13 protein-coding genes are annotated in these 17,064 nt (G+C 64.0%); 3 read left to right on the top strand and 10 right to left on the bottom strand.

Annotation, left to right across the window (positions count from 1 at the left end; translation table 11 throughout):
* The first annotated feature begins 97 nt into the window (after positions 1-97).
* From SA496_RS00780 to SA496_RS00770, 3 genes are all read left to right on the top strand, one after another.
* On the top strand, positions 98-595 hold the full coding sequence (locus SA496_RS00780; RefSeq protein ID WP_120653263.1) for a sigma-70 family RNA polymerase sigma factor: 498 nt from the start codon (positions 98-100) through the stop codon (positions 593-595).
* Positions 595-1,551 carry a FecR family protein gene (locus SA496_RS00775; protein ID WP_330114871.1) on the top strand — a complete coding sequence of 319 codons (957 nt, stop codon included), beginning with the start codon at positions 595-597 and terminating at the stop codon, positions 1,549-1,551. Before SA496_RS00780 ends, SA496_RS00775 begins: the two co-directional genes overlap by 1 nt.
* A 251-nt stretch (positions 1,552-1,802) precedes the next feature.
* Positions 1,803-4,217, top strand: a complete 2,415-nt coding sequence (locus SA496_RS00770) for a TonB-dependent siderophore receptor (RefSeq protein WP_330114870.1) — start codon at positions 1,803-1,805, stop codon at positions 4,215-4,217.
* A gap of 248 nt (positions 4,218-4,465) precedes the next feature.
* Here SA496_RS00770 and SA496_RS00765 read toward each other — a convergent pair whose 3' ends face one another.
* From SA496_RS00765 to SA496_RS00720, 10 genes are all read right to left on the bottom strand, one after another.
* Positions 4,466-5,404: a 2-hydroxyacid dehydrogenase gene (locus SA496_RS00765; RefSeq protein WP_330114869.1), complete on the bottom strand. Its 939-nt coding sequence runs from the start codon at positions 5,402-5,404 to the stop codon at positions 4,466-4,468.
* 88 nt (positions 5,405-5,492) lie between these two features.
* Positions 5,493-7,049, bottom strand: coding sequence for a galactarate dehydratase (gene garD, locus SA496_RS00760; RefSeq protein ID WP_330114868.1), 1,557 nt, complete (start codon positions 7,047-7,049; stop codon positions 5,493-5,495).
* Between the two features lie 107 nt (positions 7,050-7,156).
* The gene (gudD, locus tag SA496_RS00755) at positions 7,157-8,503 is read right to left on the bottom strand and encodes a glucarate dehydratase (protein WP_330114867.1); all 1,347 of its coding nucleotides are present in this window, start codon (positions 8,501-8,503) and stop codon (positions 7,157-7,159) included.
* A 19-nt stretch (positions 8,504-8,522) separates the two neighbouring features.
* On the bottom strand, positions 8,523-9,899 hold the full coding sequence (locus tag SA496_RS00750; protein WP_120653269.1) for an MFS transporter: 1,377 nt from the start codon (positions 9,897-9,899) through the stop codon (positions 8,523-8,525).
* Between the two features lie 88 nt (positions 9,900-9,987).
* Complete coding sequence (locus tag SA496_RS00745; protein WP_330114866.1) at positions 9,988-11,259, bottom strand: glucarate dehydratase family protein; 1,272 nt, start codon at positions 11,257-11,259, stop codon at positions 9,988-9,990.
* Positions 11,260-11,350: 91 nt separating this feature from the next.
* Positions 11,351-12,793 carry an aldehyde dehydrogenase family protein gene (locus tag SA496_RS00740; protein ID WP_330114865.1) on the bottom strand — a complete coding sequence of 481 codons (1,443 nt, stop codon included), beginning with the start codon at positions 12,791-12,793 and terminating at the stop codon, positions 11,351-11,353.
* Positions 12,794-12,814: 21 nt separating this feature from the next.
* Positions 12,815-13,726 carry a 5-dehydro-4-deoxyglucarate dehydratase gene (kdgD, locus tag SA496_RS00735; RefSeq protein ID WP_330114864.1) on the bottom strand — a complete coding sequence of 304 codons (912 nt, stop codon included), beginning with the start codon at positions 13,724-13,726 and terminating at the stop codon, positions 12,815-12,817.
* Between the two features lie 405 nt (positions 13,727-14,131).
* A complete protein-coding gene (locus SA496_RS00730; protein WP_120653272.1) occupies positions 14,132-14,881 on the bottom strand; it encodes a FadR/GntR family transcriptional regulator in 750 nt (249 codons plus the stop codon).
* A 151-nt stretch (positions 14,882-15,032) separates the two neighbouring features.
* Positions 15,033-15,518 (bottom strand): single-stranded DNA-binding protein, encoded by a 486-nt coding sequence (locus SA496_RS00725; protein ID WP_044872677.1) that lies wholly within the window; start codon positions 15,516-15,518, stop codon positions 15,033-15,035.
* A 9-nt stretch (positions 15,519-15,527) separates the two neighbouring features.
* The gene (locus tag SA496_RS00720; RefSeq protein ID WP_120653273.1) at positions 15,528-16,922 is read right to left on the bottom strand and encodes an MFS transporter; all 1,395 of its coding nucleotides are present in this window, start codon (positions 16,920-16,922) and stop codon (positions 15,528-15,530) included.
* Positions 16,923-17,064 lie beyond the last annotated feature (142 nt).

Genomic DNA, 17,064 nt, shown 5'->3' with positions numbered 1-17,064 from the left:
CGTATCAGGCAAGACCTAAGGTCGCTGTTGCAAAAGCCCAGGCGCACAATGAAAATGCGATTAATTTTCATTTGTATCGCATGTCGCGGTGGCCTCAATGTCCTCTCCCCATGTCACCCTCCAGGCGCTGTACAGCGAGCATCACGGCTGGCTGAAGAACTGGCTGCGCAGCAAGCTGGGCAATGCCGCCGATGCCGCGGACCTGGCCCAGGACACGTTCCTGCGCCTACTGGGTAAGGGCGAGCACCTCGAACTGCGTACCCCCCGCGCATTCCTGCGCACCGTGGCGCGGGGGCTGGTGATCGACCACTGGCGCCGCGAGGAGTTGGAACGCGCCTACCTGGAAGCCCTGGCACAGCTGCCTGAGGCCGAGGCGCCCTCCCCCGAGGAGCGCGAACTGATCCTCGAACTGCTGGAGCGCATCGCGCGGATGCTCGACCGTCTCAAGCCGAAGGCGCGCACCGCCTTCCTGCTGGCACAGTGCGAAGGCCTGCCCCACAAGGAAGTCGCCGCGCAGATGGGCATTTCCCTGCGCTCCGTGGAGCGCTACGTGGCGGACGCCCTGTACCACTGCTACCTGCTGAGGTTCGAATAATGAGCGCCCAGAGCCAGGTCGCCGCCCCGAGCGAGCAGGTCGTGCGTCAGGCCATCCACTGGATGATGCGTCTGCGCGGCAGCGGCGATGTCGACCTGCAAAAGGCTTGCGAGCACTGGCGCGGGCAGGAGGTCGAGCACGAACTGGCCTGGCAACGGGTGCAGCAACTCGACCGTGAACTCGGGCTGGCCATGCCCGGAGCCGGCCTGGTGCTGGACAACGCCCGCGCTGGACTGCGTCGACGCCAGGCACTCGAGCTGCTCTCCGGCGCTGCCGTCGGGGGCGCGGCCTTCTGGCTGACCCGCGACATCACCCCCTGGGAGCGATTGACCGCCGACCTCGCCACCGCCACAGGCGAGCGTCGAGGCCTGGCGCTGGCCGACGGCAGTCAGCTGCAACTGAACACCGATTCGGCTGTGGATATCCGCTTCGACTCCCGGCAACGGCTGATCGAGTTGCGCCGTGGCGAGATCCTCGTCAGCAGCGCCATCCAGCCCACACCGATGCGAGTACGCACCGCCCACGCCCAGGTGGAAGCCCAGGCCGCGCGTTTCGTGCTGCGGCAGGGCAAGGCGGCATCGCGACTCAGCGTATTGCAGGGCAGCGTGACGCTGGCCCCGTCCAGCGGCCTGTCGAAACAGGTCATCGAAGCAGGCCAGAGTTTCGACGTCACCCACGAAATCATCCGACAGGTGCAGCGCCCGAACATGGAAGCGGGTGCCTGGGTCGAAGGCCTGATCGTCACCCGTGACATGCGCCTGGCGGATTTTCTCGCGGAGGTGGGGCGCTATCGTCACGGTCGCCTGGCCTGCGCCGAGGCTATTGCCAACCTGCGCCTGTCCGGCGTGTTCCGCCTGGACGACACCGACAAGCTGTTGGCGCTGCTGCCGCGCACCCTGCCCGTGGAACTGCACTACCGCACCCGCTGGTGGGTGACGGTGGAGGAGAGGGTTTAATCCCGAATGTTCGCGATTGAGATCGCTCCCACAGGCGCACGACCCAGGCTCTTGTAGGAGCAAATTGATTCGCGAAACAGGCCGCTCCCATGGGGCAGCTGCGCCGCCCTTGGCGATTGAAATCGCCCCTGCAAGTACTGCCGCGCCCCTGGTCTCCCGAACAATCTTCATTTTTTCTGGCGGGTTTTCCCGCCTGCGCCGGCAAAGGGAATGAATCCCATTAACCTTTGCCGATCCCCACGGATGTTTTCATGACCCCACCCCGCGCTTCCCGCCTTGCCCTTTCCATTCGTGGCGCCCTACTGTCCGCCGCCCTTGCCGCACCGTTGCTGCCCTGCTCAGCCATTGCCGACGAGGCTGCCGCAGTGGCCAGCCGCAGCTACGCCATTCCCGCCGGGGCCCTCGATGAAGCGCTGAACCGCTTCGCTCGCGAGGCGGGCATCAACCTCTCTGCCACTCCGGAGCAGACCCGCGGCCTGAGCACCAGCGGTCTGGATGGCTCCTGGTCGGTGCAAGCCGGTCTGGCGCGGCTGCTCGAAGGGACCTCGCTGCAAGCCGAAAACCTTGGCGGCGGTAGCTTCGTGCTGCGTGAGATACCGGCCGGCAGCGCGCTGGAAGTGCCCAGCACCCAGGTATTCGCCCTGGGCAACGCACTGGGCAGCGAGGACGGCTACCTGGCCACCCACAGCCAGATCGCCACCAAGACCAGCAAGTCGTTGATGGAAACGTCGCAGACCGTGTCGGTGATCACTCGCGAGCAGATCGACGACCAGGGATCCAGGACCGTCCAGCAATCCATGCGCTACACGCCCGGCATCTTCACCGGCCAGGTGGGTGCTTCGAACCGCTACGACTACATCGTCATGCGCGGCTTCGCCGACAACAGCGTCGACAACGTCTACCTCGACGGCCTGAAAACCATGGGCGACAGCGGCACCTTCAGCTCGATGCAGGTGGACCCGTATTTCCTCGAGCGCATCGACGTGCTCAAGGGCCCTTCCTCGGTGCTCTATGGCCGCAGCCTGCCGGGCGGTCTGGTGGCACTGACCAGCAAGAAGCCGCTGTACGAGGACTACCACCAGGTGCAGGCCACCGTGGGCAACATGAACCAGAAGGGCGTGGGCTTCGACTTCAGCGGCCCGCTGGATGAGGAGAAGCGCATCGCCTACCGCCTGGTGGGCCTGGGCAAGGGTGGCGACACCCAGTTCGACCACACCAAGGACGAGCGCTACGCGATCGCTCCGACCCTGGCCATCGACTTCAGCGAAGACACCACCCTGACCCTGCAGGGCTACCTGCAGCATGACCCCAATGGCGGCTACCACAGCGGTGTACCGGCCGACGGCAGCCTGTTCCAGCACAACGGCCGGCGTATCAGCCGCGAGTTCTTCGACGGTGAACCTGGACTGGACGACTTCGACCGCACCCAGCGCATGTTCGGCTACCAGCTGGAGCACCGCTTCAACGACGTCTGGAGCGCCCGGCAGAACTTCCGTTACCTGAGTTCGGACGTTGACCTGTCGCAGGTCTATGGCTATCAGTGGACCGCCCCCGACAGCAACGAACTGAACCGCTACTTCTCCGGTGCCAGCGAAGCGCTGGGTGCCTACATCATCGATAACATGGTGCAGGCCGAATTCGACTGGGGCAGCACCCGCCACACCTTGCTCACCGGCCTCGACTACCAGCGCCGCAAGACCCGTGTGGACTGGACCTCTGGCGTTTCCACGCCGCTCAATGCCTTCGACCCGGTATATGGCAACGAGAGCCTGAGTTTCCTCTCCGAAGACAACCACACCCGCCGTCTGGAGCAGACCGGCCTGTACCTTCAGGACCTGATAGACGTCGACCAGTGGCGCTTCTCCCTCGGCATGCGCCAGGACTGGGTAGACGTCTCCGACGAGAACCGCACCGCGCAAACCAAGAGCGACGAGCAATGGAGCAAGTTCACCGGCCGCGCCGGCGTGCTCTATCTCTTCGAGAACGGCATCGCGCCCTACATCAGCTACTCCGAGTCGTTCAACCCGAACGCTTACTCCGATGCATCCGGCAAGGCTCTGGAACCCACCGAAGGCAAGCAGTGGGAAGCCGGGCTGAAGTTCCAGCCCGAAGGCAGCAACAGCATGTACACCGCCTCGGTGTTCCATATCACCCAGGAGAACGTCGCCTCCAAGCTGCCGCAGGACAACTTCTATACGTCGGTAGGCAAGGTGCGCTCCAAGGGTATCGAACTGGAGGCTCACACCCAGGTCACCGACAACTTCAAGGTCCTGGCCAGCTACACCTACACCGACATCACCTACGCCAAATCGCTCGACGGCAACCAGGGCAATACCCCAAACCAGGCGCCCAAGCACATGGCGTCCATCTGGGGTGACTACAACTTCAACGCTGGCGCTCTCGACGGCCTGCGCACCGGCCTCGGCGTGCGCTACGTCGGCAAGACCTGGGCGGACAAGGAAAACACCCTGCACGTGCCCTCCTACACCCTGGTCGACGCCCTTATCGGCTACGACCTCGGCAAGCTGGGCATGCAGGGCCTGGACCTCAGCCTGAACGCCAACAACCTGCTGGACGAGGATTATGTGGCGTCCTGCTACAGCCTCGACTTCTGCTACTTCGGCGAGAAACGCAACGTCACGGCAACCCTGAGCTATCAGTTCTGATTGCGGCAAGCCTGACCAGCAGCGCCAGCCAGCTTCCCTCACCCCAACCCTCTACCGAAGGGAGAGGGTTGGGGTGAGGGATGGTGGGCCTTGCTGGGTCTCACTCCACAAAAAAAACGGCGCACTCGTGGCGCGCCGGCACTGCGAATCTGCAGCTCAATTTCGCGGGAGGAAACGGCGCCCGGCTTGTGGCGGGGGGCCGCATAGTGGGGCCGCCCGATGCGGCCGCCGCTATAGGGTGGGGCGTGTCAGACCACGGGGGTCAGCATCTCGCCCTTGTCGAGGAACGACTGCAGGTTGGCGAACACCAGTTCTTCCATCTGCAAACGGGTTTCTTCAGTGCCGCTTCCGATGTGCGGCGCCAGCACCACGTTGTCCAAGCCGAACAGGACTTCGGGAACACGCGGCTCGGCTTCGAAAACATCCAACCCCGCACCGCCCAGGCGCCCTTCGCTCAAGGCGACTACCAGTGCCTGTTCATCCACCACTGAGCCACGGGCTACGTTGACCAGGATGCCTTCCGGCCCCAGGGCTTCGAGCACCTGCGCCGAGATCAGGTGATGGGTTGCCGCGCCGCCGGGACAGGTCAGCACCAGGAAATCTGCCCAGCGGGCCAGCGCCAGCAGGTCCGGCTCGAAACCGAAGGGGCTGTCTGCGTCCAAGCGGCGATTGTGGTAGCGCACCTGCATGTCGAAACCGCCGGCGCGACGCGCGACGTCCTTGCCGATGCGGCCAAGACCGACAATACCGAGGCGCTTGCCGCTGACCTTGCGTGCCAATGGGAAATTACCGGCCGGCCAGCTTCCGGCGCGAACGAAGCGATCCGACGCGCTGATGCGCCGCGAGCAGTCGATGAGCAGCCCCATGGCCAGATCGGCGACGCAGTCGTTGAGCACATCCGGCGTGGAACTGACCTGGATGCCACGCTGGCGCGCCACGTCGACGGCAATGGCGTCGTAGCCGACGCCGAAGCTGCAGATGGCGCGCACATTGGGCAGGCGCTCGAGCATGGCGACCGAGCAACCGAAGCGGGCCGAGGTGACCACGATGTCGAACTCGGCGCCGTGTCCCTCGAGAAAGGCCAGCGCGTCACCTTGCTGCCAGAGCTGCGTGACCCGCTGTTCGCTGACCAGGCGTTGGTTGAAGCGCTCGGTCAGCGGGCCGACGTGGAGGATCTTGGGTTCCATTCTGGGTCTCTCATTCCAAACAAACAGCGCCTGTCCACGGTCTCGCAAGCTAGAGAAGAACAAGGCGAGACTGGCTGAGGGCGGACGCTCACGTTACAGGAGCTGGATTGAACAGGGTCAGATCGTTGTGCAGCCGATGCTTCTCCGCCCAGGTGCGTTCCTTGCCGCTGGCCACGTCGAGGTAGTAGCGGAACAGTTCCCAGCCCATCTCTTCCAGGGTGACGCGTCCGGAGGTGATGCGACCTGCATCGACATCAATCAGATCGGGCCAGCGCTCGGCCAGTTGGGTACGGGTGGAGACCTTGATCACCGGCACCATGGACAGGCCATAGGGCGTGCCGCGGCCGGTGGTGAACACGTGCAGGTTCATGCCCGCAGCCAGTTGCAGGGTGCCGCAGACGAAGTCGCTGGCCGGCGTCGCGCAATACTGCAGGCCCTTGCCGCGCACGCGCTCGCCCGGAGCGACGACGCCAGCGATGGCGCTGTTGCCGGATTTGGCGATGGAGCCCATGGCTTTCTCGACGATGTTGTTCAGGCCGCCTTTCTTGTTGCCCGGCGTTGTGTTGGCGCTGCGATCAGCCATGCCACGGGCCAGATAGCGGTCGTACCACTCCATTTCGCGCACCAGCGCCTGGGCCACTTCGGGAGTTGCCGCACGCGGGGTGAGCAGGTGGATGCCATCCCGCACTTCGGTGTTCTCCGAAAACATCACAGTAGCCCCGGCACGCACCAGCAGGTCGGCGGCCACGCCCAGAGCCGGGTTGGCGGTAACGCCGGAGAAGGCATCGCTGCCACCGCACTGCATGCCCAGCACCAGCTCGGACGCCGGGCAGGTTTCCCGGCGGCGCAGGTCGAGGACTTTCAGCCGGTCCTCGATCATGCCCATGATCTGCTCGACCATTCCGGCAAAGCCAGTGGCGGAATCCTGCAGGCGGAACAGCCAGGCTTCCTCGTCCTGCCCGGCGGTGAGCTCGTCGCCCGGCATCAGTTGTTCGGCCTGCAGCTTCTCGCAGCCCAGGCCGATCACCAGCGCCTGGCCACCGAGGTTGGGATTGCGCGCAATGTTGTGCAGGGTGCGAATCGGGATCACCGCGTCCGGCGCGTTGATCGCCACGCCGCAGCCGTAACTGTGGGTCAGGGCGACCACATCATCGACATTGGGGTACTTCGGCAGGACTTCCTTGCGCACACGGTCGACGCAGTGATCCAGCACGCCAGTGACGCACTGCACAGTGGTGGTCACGCCGAGGATATTGCGGGTACCGACTCTGCCGTCCGGATTGCGGAACCCTTCGAAGGTGTAGCCGTCCAGCGGCGCCATCGTCGGCGGCACGGCGGTGGCCATGGGCAGGTTGTCCAGACCCGGGGCTTCGGGAATGCTCAGCAGTTCCTCGCGCACCCAGCTGCCACGCGGAATGGGCTTCAAGGCATGGCCGATCACGGTGCCGTAGCGCAGCACGGCACCGCCGGCAGGGATGTCCACCAACGTGACCTTGTGGCTCTGGGGAATGGCTTCACGGGTGACCAGGCCGTCGGGGAACTGACCGCCCTCCGCCACGCCCTGCTCGTTGATAACGATGGCGACGTTGTCGTCGGGGTGCAGGCGCACATGGCGGGGAGAGTCCTGGTGTTGGATCAACTGCATGGCTGACTCCGTTGTTGTTCTCTGTATCAGGCTTGGTATGGCCCTGTGGGAGCAAATTCATCCGCGATTGAAATCACTCCCACAGGAACCAGGTGCCGCTGGTTGCCTCAGCGCACCAGGCAGGGGCGCTTGTTGTTGAAGGTCCAGTTCGGCACCAGGTACTGCATGGCGATGGCGTCGTCTCGAGCGCCCAGGCCCTTGGACTTGTACAGAGCATTGGCCTTGGCCAGTTCGTCCATATCCAGTTCGACACCCAGACCCGGTTTCTGCGGCACCGCCACCTTGCCGCCCTTGATACGCAGCGGCTCCTTGGTCAGGCGCTGGCCGTCCTGCCAGATCCAATGGGTGTCGATGGCGGTGATCTTGCCCGGCGCCGCCGCGGCGACGTGGGTGAACATCGCCAGAGAGATATCGAAATGGTTATTGGAGTGAGAGCCCCAGATCAGGCCCCAGTCGTTACACATCTGCGCCACCCGTACCGAGCCCTGCATCGTCCAGAAGTGCGGATCGGCCAAGGGGATATCCACAGACTGCAGTGAGATGGCGTGGCCCATCTGGCGCCAGTCGGTGGCGATCATGTTAGTGGCGGTCGGCAGGCCGGTGGCACGACGGAACTCGGCCATCACCTCGCGACCGGAGTACCCGTTCTCGGCGCCGCAAGGGTCCTCGGCGTACGCCAACACATGGTGCTGATCGCGGCACAGGGCAACTGCCTGCTTGAGCGACCAGGCACCGTTCGGATCGAGGGTGATGCGTGCCTCGGGGAAGCGTTCGGCCAGTGCGGTGACCGCTTCGATTTCCTCTTCGCCGCGCAGGACGCCGCCCTTGAGTTTGAAGTCATTGAAGCCGTAGCGGGCATGGGCCGCCTCGGCCAGACGCACGACCGTTTCCGGAGTCAGCGCCTCTTCGTTGCGCAGGCGGAACCAGGCGTCGTCGGCGTCGGCTTCGCTGCGATAATCGAGCTCGGTCTTGTTGCGGTCGCCGACGTAGAACAGGTAGCCGAGCATCTCCACCTCGTCGCGCTGCTGGCCTTCACCGAGCAGGGCCGCCACCGGCACCTCCAGGTGCTGGCCGAGCAGGTCGAGCAGTGCGGACTCAAGCGCGGTGACCGCGTGGATGGCGATACGCAGGTCAAAAGTCTGCAGGCCGCGACCGCCGGAATCGCGGTCGGCAAACGCCTGCCGCACCTGGTTGAGCAGGCTCTGGTAGTTGCCGATGGACTGCCCTACCAGCAAGGCACGGGCATCCTCCAGCGTCTGGCGGATGGCTTCGCCGCCAGGTACCTCGCCAACGCCGACGTGACCGGCGTTGTCCTTGAGGATCACCACGTTGCGGGTGAAGTACGGACCGTGGGCGCCGCTGAGGTTGAGCAGCATGCTGTCCTGGCCGGCCACCGGCACCACTTGCAGTTCGGTGATACGCGGTGCGCCCTGATGAAGATTCTGTTGAGTCATTGCCTTGTCCTTCTGCGAATTAACGGGCTGGACTCGCGGCAGGCGCTTCGCTAGCGGCTGCCGGAACCTCAGCGTCAGTCTTTGCACCCTTGAGCTCTACGCGCTTGATCTCGCCGACGATGAACAGGTAGCTGAACGCGGCCATGAAGGCGTTTACGCCAACGAACACCAGGGCCCACTTGAAGGAACCGGTGGCGGCGATGATGTAGCCGATGACGATGGGGGTGGTGATCGAAGACAGGTTGCCGCAGGTGTTGAAGATGCCACCTGACAGGCCGGCGATCTGCTTGGGCGACGTGTCCGACATCACCGCCCAGCCGAGAGCACCGATACCTTTGCCGAAGAAGGCCAGGGCCATGAAGCCCACCACCATCCAGTCGGCGTCCACGTAGTTGCAGAGGATCATGCTCATCGACAGCAGCATGCCGCAGACGATCGGGGTCTTGCGCGCCACGCTCAGGGAATGGCCGCGGCGCAGCATCCAGTCGGACAGCACGCCACCCAGTACACCACCGATGAAGCCGCAGATGGCCGGCAAGGAGGCGATGATGCCGGCCTTGAGGATGGTCATGCCGCGCTCCTGCACCAGGTACACCGGGAACCAGGTGAGGAAGAAGTAGGTGATGGCGTTGATGCAGAACTGGCCCAGGTAGATGCCGGCCATCATGCGGCTGCCCACCAGTTGCTTGATGTGCTCCCACTTCGGCCCATTGCCAGGCAGCTTGCGGTTCTGGTCCATGTCGACGAGCGCGCCGTTGGCGGCGATGTGGTCGATTTCGGCCTTGTTGGCCAGCGGGTGATCTTTCGGGTTGAAGATGAACTTCAGCCAGACCGCGGAGAACAGGATGCCGATCACGCCCATGACGATGAACACGTGTTCCCAGCCAAAGCTGTGGACGATCCAGCCCATCAGCGGGGCGAAGAGCACGGTGGCGAAGTACTGGGCGGAGTTGAACACGGCGGACGCCGTGCCGCGCTCGGCCGTGGGGAACCAGGCCGCGACGATGCGTGCGTTACCGGGGAAGGACGGCGCTTCGGCAAAGCCCACCAGGAAGCGCAACAAGAACAGCGTGACGACGGTCCAGGCCACCGGCAGGGTATCCACGAAGCCCTGCATCAGGGTGAACAGCGACCAGGTGAAGATGCTCACGGCGTAGACGCGCTTGGAGCCGAAGCGGTCGAGCAGCCAGCCGCCCGGAATCTGGCCGAGCACGTAGGCCCAGCCGAAGGCGGAGAAGATATAGCCGAGCATGACGGCGTCGATGCCGAGCTCCTTCTGCATGGTGGAGCCGGCGATGGAGATGGTGGCGCGGTCGGCGTAGTTGATCGTGGTCACCAGGAACAGCATGAGCAGGATCAGGTAACGCACACGGGTTTGTTTCAGTACTTCGCCCATGGTTCTTCTCTCTGAATTGTTCTTGTCGAAGAGCCCACGCGGGATGACCGCGCGGTGTCGTATTGCATTCCGCAGGCAGCGGACGGGGTCAGAACCTCGGCTTGCGTATTTTCCAAGCCGGGTCGTATTTGCGCATCTGCCGCGCGTCGTCGCGACTTCGTATATCGATGGAAAGGTACTGTTCGTGGAGCTTGGCCAGCTGATCCTGATCCAGTTCCACGCCCAGGCCCGGCGCACGGGTGATGCGTACGCAACCGTCCTGGATCGGCAGCTTGCCGCCCTTGATGACCTCCTCGTCCTCCTCCTGCCACGGGTAGTGCGTATCACAGGCATAGGTGAGGTTGGGGACGGACGCCGCGACGTGGGTCATGGCCATCAGGCTGATGCCCAGGTGCGAGTTGGAATGCATCGACATGCCGAGACCAAAGGTGTCGCACATCCGCGCCAGCACCTGGGTATCGCGCAGGCCACCCCAGTAGTGGTGGTCGGCCAGAACGATCTGCACGCTGTTCAAGGCGACGCTGCGACGGAACTCCTCGAAGTCGGTGACCACCATGTTGGTGGCTAGTTGCATGCCGGTCCGTTCGTGCAGCTCGGCCATGCCATCGAGGCCGGGGGTCGGGTCTTCGTAGTACTGCAGGTCATCGCCCAGCAGCTCGGCCATGCGCAGCGCCGTTTCCAGCGACCAGTTGCCGTTGGGATCGATGCGCAGCGGGTGGTCGGGGAAGGCCTTCTTCAGTGCCTTGATGCACGCCACTTCGTGCTCGGGCTGCAAGGCACCGGCCTTCAGTTTGATGCTCTGGAAGCCGTGGGCCTCGATCATCCGAGCGGCCTGGGCGACGATCTGCTCCTCGCTGAGGGCTTCGCCCCAGGAATCCGGCGCATAGGGGGCGTCGATGTGCTTTGCGTACTTGAAGAAGAGGTATGCGCTGAAGGGCACTTCAGTGCGAATGGCGCCCCCCAGCAGATCTACCAGGGGCATGTTCAGCGAGCGCGCCTGCAGATCGAGGAAGGCGACCTCGAAGGCTGAATAGGCGTTGGCCACCTGCTTGCTGGGGTGGGAGCCGGGCGCCAGTTCGGCGCCGGCTTCGGCCGGACCGAGGCGGGCCACCGTCTGAATGACGCGAGCACGCAGACCGTTGAGGTCGAAGGCGTCCACCCCGGCCAGGCTGTCCTGCATGGCCTGCAGTACCGCCAGGACCGGCGCGTCGCCATAGCTCTCGCCGAGGCCGATGTAGCCGTTGTCGCTCTCCACTTCGATGATCGAGCGCAGCGCGAAGGGTTCGTGGATGCCGCTGGCATTGAGCAGCGGCGCATCGCGGAAGGCGATGGGGGTGACTCTGACTCGTTTGATCTTCACGAGCATTTCCTACCTGTGCTTGTTGTTGTACCGGTAGTCCCTGATGGAGCACGGGGGCAAGCCATGCCCCCGCGGGTGCCTGATGCGTTGATCAGCCTCCGATGTAGCTGGTTTTCACCGTGGTGTAGAACTCCTGGGCGTAGCGGCCCTGCTCGCGCGGGCCGTAGGACGAACCTTTGCGGCCACCGAATGGCACGTGGTAATCCACCCCGGCAGTGGGCAGGTTGACCATGACCATCCCGGCCTGGGCGTGGCGCTTGAAGTGATTGGCGTACTTGAGCGAAGTAGTGGCGATACCGGCAGACAGGCCGAACTCGGTGTCGTTGGCCAGCGCCAGCGCCTCTTCATAACTGGCCACGCGGATCACGTTGGCCACCGGGCCAAAGATTTCCTCGCGGCTGATGCGCATGCCCGCCTCACTGTCGGCGAACAGCGCCGGAGCCATGAAGTAGCCCTCGGTCTCGCAGCGCACCCGCTCGCCACCAGCCACCAAGCGGGCACCTTCGGCGCGGCCGATGTCGATGTAGCTCAGGTCTTGTTCCAGCTGCGCCTGGGACGCAACCGGACCGACATCGATGCCACTGTGCAGGGCATGGCCGACCCGGATGGCACGCATGCGTTCGGCCATCGCCTCGACGAAGCGGTCGTGGATGCCGGCGGTGACAATCAGGCGGCTGCTGGCGGTGCAGCGCTGGCCAGTGGAGTAGAAAGCGCTCTGCACGGCGAGTTCGACGGCGAGTTTGAGATCGGCGTCGTCGAGGATCACCTGCGGGTTCTTGCCGCCCATCTCCAGCTGCACCTTGGCACCACGTGCAACGCAGGCAGCGGCGATGCTGCGACCGACACCTACCGAGCCGGTGAAGCTGATGCCATCGACGCGCTTGTCGTTGACCATGGCTTCGCCGACCACGCGACCGCTGCCCATCACCAGGTTGAACACGCCGGCGGGGAAGCCCGCGCGGGAAATGATCTTGGCCAGGGCCCAGGCACTGCCCGGCACCAGGTCAGCCGGTTTGAACACCACGCAGTTCCCGTAGGCCAGCGCAGGCGCGATCTTCCAGGCCGGGATGGCGATGGGGAAGTTCCAGGGGGTGATCAGGCCGATCACCCCCAGCGGTTCGCGGGTAACTTCCACTGCCACGCCAGGGCGTACCGACGGGACGATTTCACCGGCCAGGCGCAGGCATTCACCCGCGAAGAACTTGAAGATATTGCCGGCGCGAGTCACCTCGCCGATGGCCTCGGGCAGGGTCTTGCCCTCTTCCCGCGCCAGCAGGGTGCCCAGCTCCTCGCGGCGGGCGAGGATCTCGCTGCCCACCTTGTCGAGTGCATCGGAACGAGCCTGGATGCCGGATACCGACCAGGACGGGAAGGCAACGCGGGCCGCCTCGATGGCCTGGGCCACCTGGGCGGCATCGGCCTTGGCGTACTCGCCCAGGCAGTCGGCAAGGTCGGAGGGGTTGATGTTGCGCGAGTAGCCGCTGCCGGCCACCCACTCCCCGCCTATGTAGTTGTCGAAGCGTTTCTCAGTCACGAGACTTCTCCTGGTTACAGGTCACTGCGCGCCCTGGGCGTCGATCAGCGCGGCAAGGCGCTCGTACTCGTCGGGCAACAGGTCGGTCAGCGGAGCGCGGACCGGGCCTGCGTCATAGCCAGCGATACGCGCGCCAGCCTTGACGATGCTGACGGCATAGCCAGCGCGGCGATTGCGGATTTCCAGGTAGGGCAGGAAGAAGTCGTCGATCAGCTTGCCCACGGTTTCGTGGTCGTCGCGAGCGATGGCGTTATAGAAGTCCATTGCGGTCTTCGGGATGAAGTTGAACACGGCGGAGGAGTAGACCGGCACGCCCAGCGCCTTGTAGGCGGCGGCGTAGACCTCGGCGGTAGGCAGGCCTCCCAGGTAGCTGAAGCGATCCCCGAGACGGCGGCGAATGGCGACCATCAGCTCGATATCGCCCAGGCCGTCCTTGTAGCCGATCAGATTCGGGCAGCGCTCGGCCAGCCGCTCCAGCAGCGCCGGGGTCAGGCGGCAGACATTGCGGTTGTAGACCACCACGCCGATGTTCACCGATTTGCAGACCTGCTCGACATGGGCGGCCACGCCTTCCTGGCTTGCTTCGGTCAGGTAGTGAGGCAGAAGCAGCAGACCCTTGGCGCCAAGACGCTCGGCCTCCTGGGCGTACTGGATAGCCAGGCGAGTCGGGCCGCCAACACCTGCGAGAATCGGCACGCTGCCGGCGCAGGTATCGACGGCAGTCTTGATGACAGCGGAGTACTCGTCCGGCGCCAGGGAGAAGAATTCACCAGTACCGCCCGCGGCGAAGAGCGCCGAGGCGCCGTAGGGAGCCAGCCATTCCAGGCGACGGACATAGCTTGCAGCGTTGAAGTTACCGGCGGCATCGAAGTCGGTGACGGGGAAGGACAGCAGCCCGGAGGAGAGGATGGACTTGAGTTCTTGTGGATTCATTATTCGAGCACCCTGCGAAGCGGTTTGAGTTAAGCCGGTGATTCGGCTTATGAGATACGTTATCGTACAACTAAAATTGCTATCAATTGCCGTTCATCCTTCCGTGCGTTCATCGCCCGTTTTCCCGGCACCGGCCTACCCTGCCCGCAAAAAATCCATTTAAGGCTTTAGACAGCACAATACAGCTTGACCCTGGATAGACCGGAAATGGCACGAGCAGCTATCGATCGACCTTGTTTGCGACCAGGTCAGGTCGACCTTGTTGGCCGCCAGGCAATCATGTTGTACGACAACATACAACAGCAGATCTTGTAGGACAACTCCCAAAGAGAGAATTTTTCACCCCCTCACGCCGGAAACAAAAAGGGCCGCACATAGCGGCCCTGTTTCCATGCGGCTAGCCCCTCAGGCCTCCCTCCCCTTCTCGGCTTCTTCGTGGGCCTGACGCAGCCGCTCACGGCTGTTGGTCAGGTGCAGGCGCATGGCCGCGCGAGCGGCATCGCTGTCCTGGCGGGCAATTGCCTCGTAGATGTCTTCGTGCTCGCGGCTCAGGCGCGCAAGGTAGTGCTCGCGATCGTCATGCGCGATGCGTGCGGAGTTGAGGCGCGTCCGAGGAATGATGCTTGTCCCCAGGTGGGTCATGATGTCGGTGAAGTATCGGTTGCCCGTAGCCTGGGCGATCTGCAGGTGGAACTGGAAGTCGGAGGCCACCGCGTCGGTGCCGTGGGCAGCTTTGAGGAAGCTGTCCAGCGCCTCGCGCATGGCCACCAGTTGCTCCGGACTACGACGCTGCGCGGCAAGGCCGGCGGACTCCACCTCAAGGCTGATACGCAGTTCGAGTATGGCCATGACGTCGCGCAGAGTGACGATGGTCGCCGGATCAATGCGGAAGCCGCTGGGGCTCGGGGTATCCAGCACGAAGGTACCGATGCCGTGACGGGTTTCTACCAGCCCGGCGGCCTGCAGGCGCGAGATGGCCTCGCGAACCACGGTACGACTAACGCCCTGTGCCTCCATGATGGCCGACTCGGTGGGCAGCTTTTCACCCCGTTTGATCACGCCATCCTGGATTTGCTGGGAGAGCTCGCTCACCAACTCCTGGGCCAGGCTGCGATGCTTGCGGCGAGGACGTTGCTGGGCGCTTGGGTTGTCCATATCGAAATACGATCTCGGCGAAAACTGAGCGACCATCATATCCCAGCGAGTTGTACGATGACACTCATCCGCCCTTCCCGTATCGACGCCAGAAACGACAAAGGCGCAGCCCGAGGGCTGCGCCTTTGTTTGTTCGCTTGCGCGATTCGACTCAGAACGGGATGTCGTCGTCGAAGCTGTCGTAGTCCGGAGCCGGTTGGGCGGCTGGCTGCGGAGCCGGACGCTGCTGCGGAGCAGACTGCTGCGGCTCGCGCTGCGGGCGCGGAGCACGCGGTGCGTCGCCTTCGCTGCCAGGACGGCCGCCGAGCAGCTGCATCTGGCCGTTGATGTCGACCACGATTTCGGTGGTGTAACGCTTCACGCCGTCTTTTTCCCACTCGCGGGTACGCAGGGAACCTTCGACGTAGACTTGCGAACCCTTGCGCAGGTACTCGCCAGCGATCTCGGCGAGACGGCCGAAGAACACCACGCGGTGCCACTCGGTACGTTCCTGCTGCTGGCCGGTTTGCTTGTCCTTCCAGGACTCGCTGGTGGCCAGGGTGACGTTGGTCACCGCGTTGCCGTTGGGCAGGTAGCGGGTCTCCGGATCACCACCGACGTTACCAACCAGAATGACTTTGTTAACCCCACGGGCCATGACGTTCTCCTAGGCTTCAGCACGTTCCGGGGCCGACTCGATCAGGCGCTCCAGGGACGTGCGGTCCAGTTTTTCAGTATCCACTTTTATGTAGATGGCCGCCTCATCGGCCACCACGACGGCATCTGCCACTCCGGGCAGAGCCAGCAAACGCGCAACCAGCCCGGTATCGGCAACAGCCGCTGCACTGAGCGGCATGCGCAGGCTGGTTACGTACGGAGGTTCACGCATAGTAACAGCAATGGCCAACCAAATCGCACAGACCACCGCACAGCCGACGAATACCGTAGACAGCCCGCCATGCTGGAACAGCCAGCCACCGAGGATGCCGCCTACGGCTGCGCCGAGGAACTGGCTGGTGGAGTAGACGCCCATTGCCGTGCCCTTGCCGCCGGCCGGGGCGACCTTGCTGATTAGCGAGGGCAGCGAGGCTTCCAGCAAGTTGAAGGCGGTGAAGAATACGATGGTGCCAAATACCAGCGCACGAAGGCTCTCGCCGAACTGCCAGAAGAACAGTTCGCAGACACACAGCACCGCAACGGCCCCCACCAGCACACGTTTCATCTGACGCTTTTTCTCGCCGTAGATGATGAAGGGGACCATGCCGAAGAAGCCCACCAATAGCGCGGTGAGGTAGACCCACCAGTGTTCTTCCCTGGGCAGTCCGGCCTTTTCCACCAATGCCAGCGGCAGGGCGACGAAGCTGGCCATGAGGACGGCGTGCAGGGCCAGAATGCCGAAGTCCAGGCGAAGCAGGTCTGGGTGTTTCAAGGTCGGAAGCAGCGCCTGGCGCGCTACACCGGACTCACGATGCTGCAGCGGGTGGGCCGCGCGCGGCACCATGGTGGCGATGATCACGATTCCGAGCAGTGCCATGATAGCGGTTGCCCAGAACAGCCCGGAGAGGCCAAAAGCACGGGTCAGCAGCGGGCCGACCACCATCGCCACGGCGAAGGACACGCCGATGCTCATGCCGATCATGGCCATGGCCTTGGTGCGGTGCTGCTCGCGGGTGAGGTCGGACAGCAACGCCATGACAGCCGCGGAAATGGCCCCGGCGCCCTGCAAAACACGCCCTGCAATCACGCCCCAGATGGAGTCGGCGTTGGCCGCCAGAACGGCGCCGGCGGCGAATATCAGCAGGCCGATGTAGATCACCGGCAGGCGGCCAATGCGGTCGGAAACGATGCCGAAGGGTATCTGCAGAATGGCCTGGGTCAGGCCATAGGCGCCAATTGCAAGGCCGATCAGGGCCGGGGTGGCGCCGGCGAGGTCCTGGCCGTAGGTGGCCAGCACTGGCAATACCATGAACATGCCGAGCATACGGAAAGCGAACACCAGGGCCAGGCTGCTGGCCGCGCGCGTTTCGCTGCCGCTCATGCGTTCAGAGTGGGAATCGTGCATAGGTGCCTCAAGGGAGAACGATCGGGGCCTGCGTCATGCGCCCCTGTCTGGCTGGTCACCCATTCCTGGGTGCCCGGCTGTTGCCGGAGCCCGAAAAATGCCGCGCATTCTAGCAGTCCCGGCCGTTTCCGTGACAGCCGTG

Source organism: Pseudomonas sp. JS3066, assembly GCF_036328175.1.
In the GTDB taxonomy this organism is placed as follows: Bacteria; Pseudomonadota; Gammaproteobacteria; order Pseudomonadales; family Pseudomonadaceae; genus Metapseudomonas.
The sequence above is the reverse complement of the archived record's forward strand: the minus strand, read 5'-3'. Positions and strand labels throughout refer to the sequence as shown.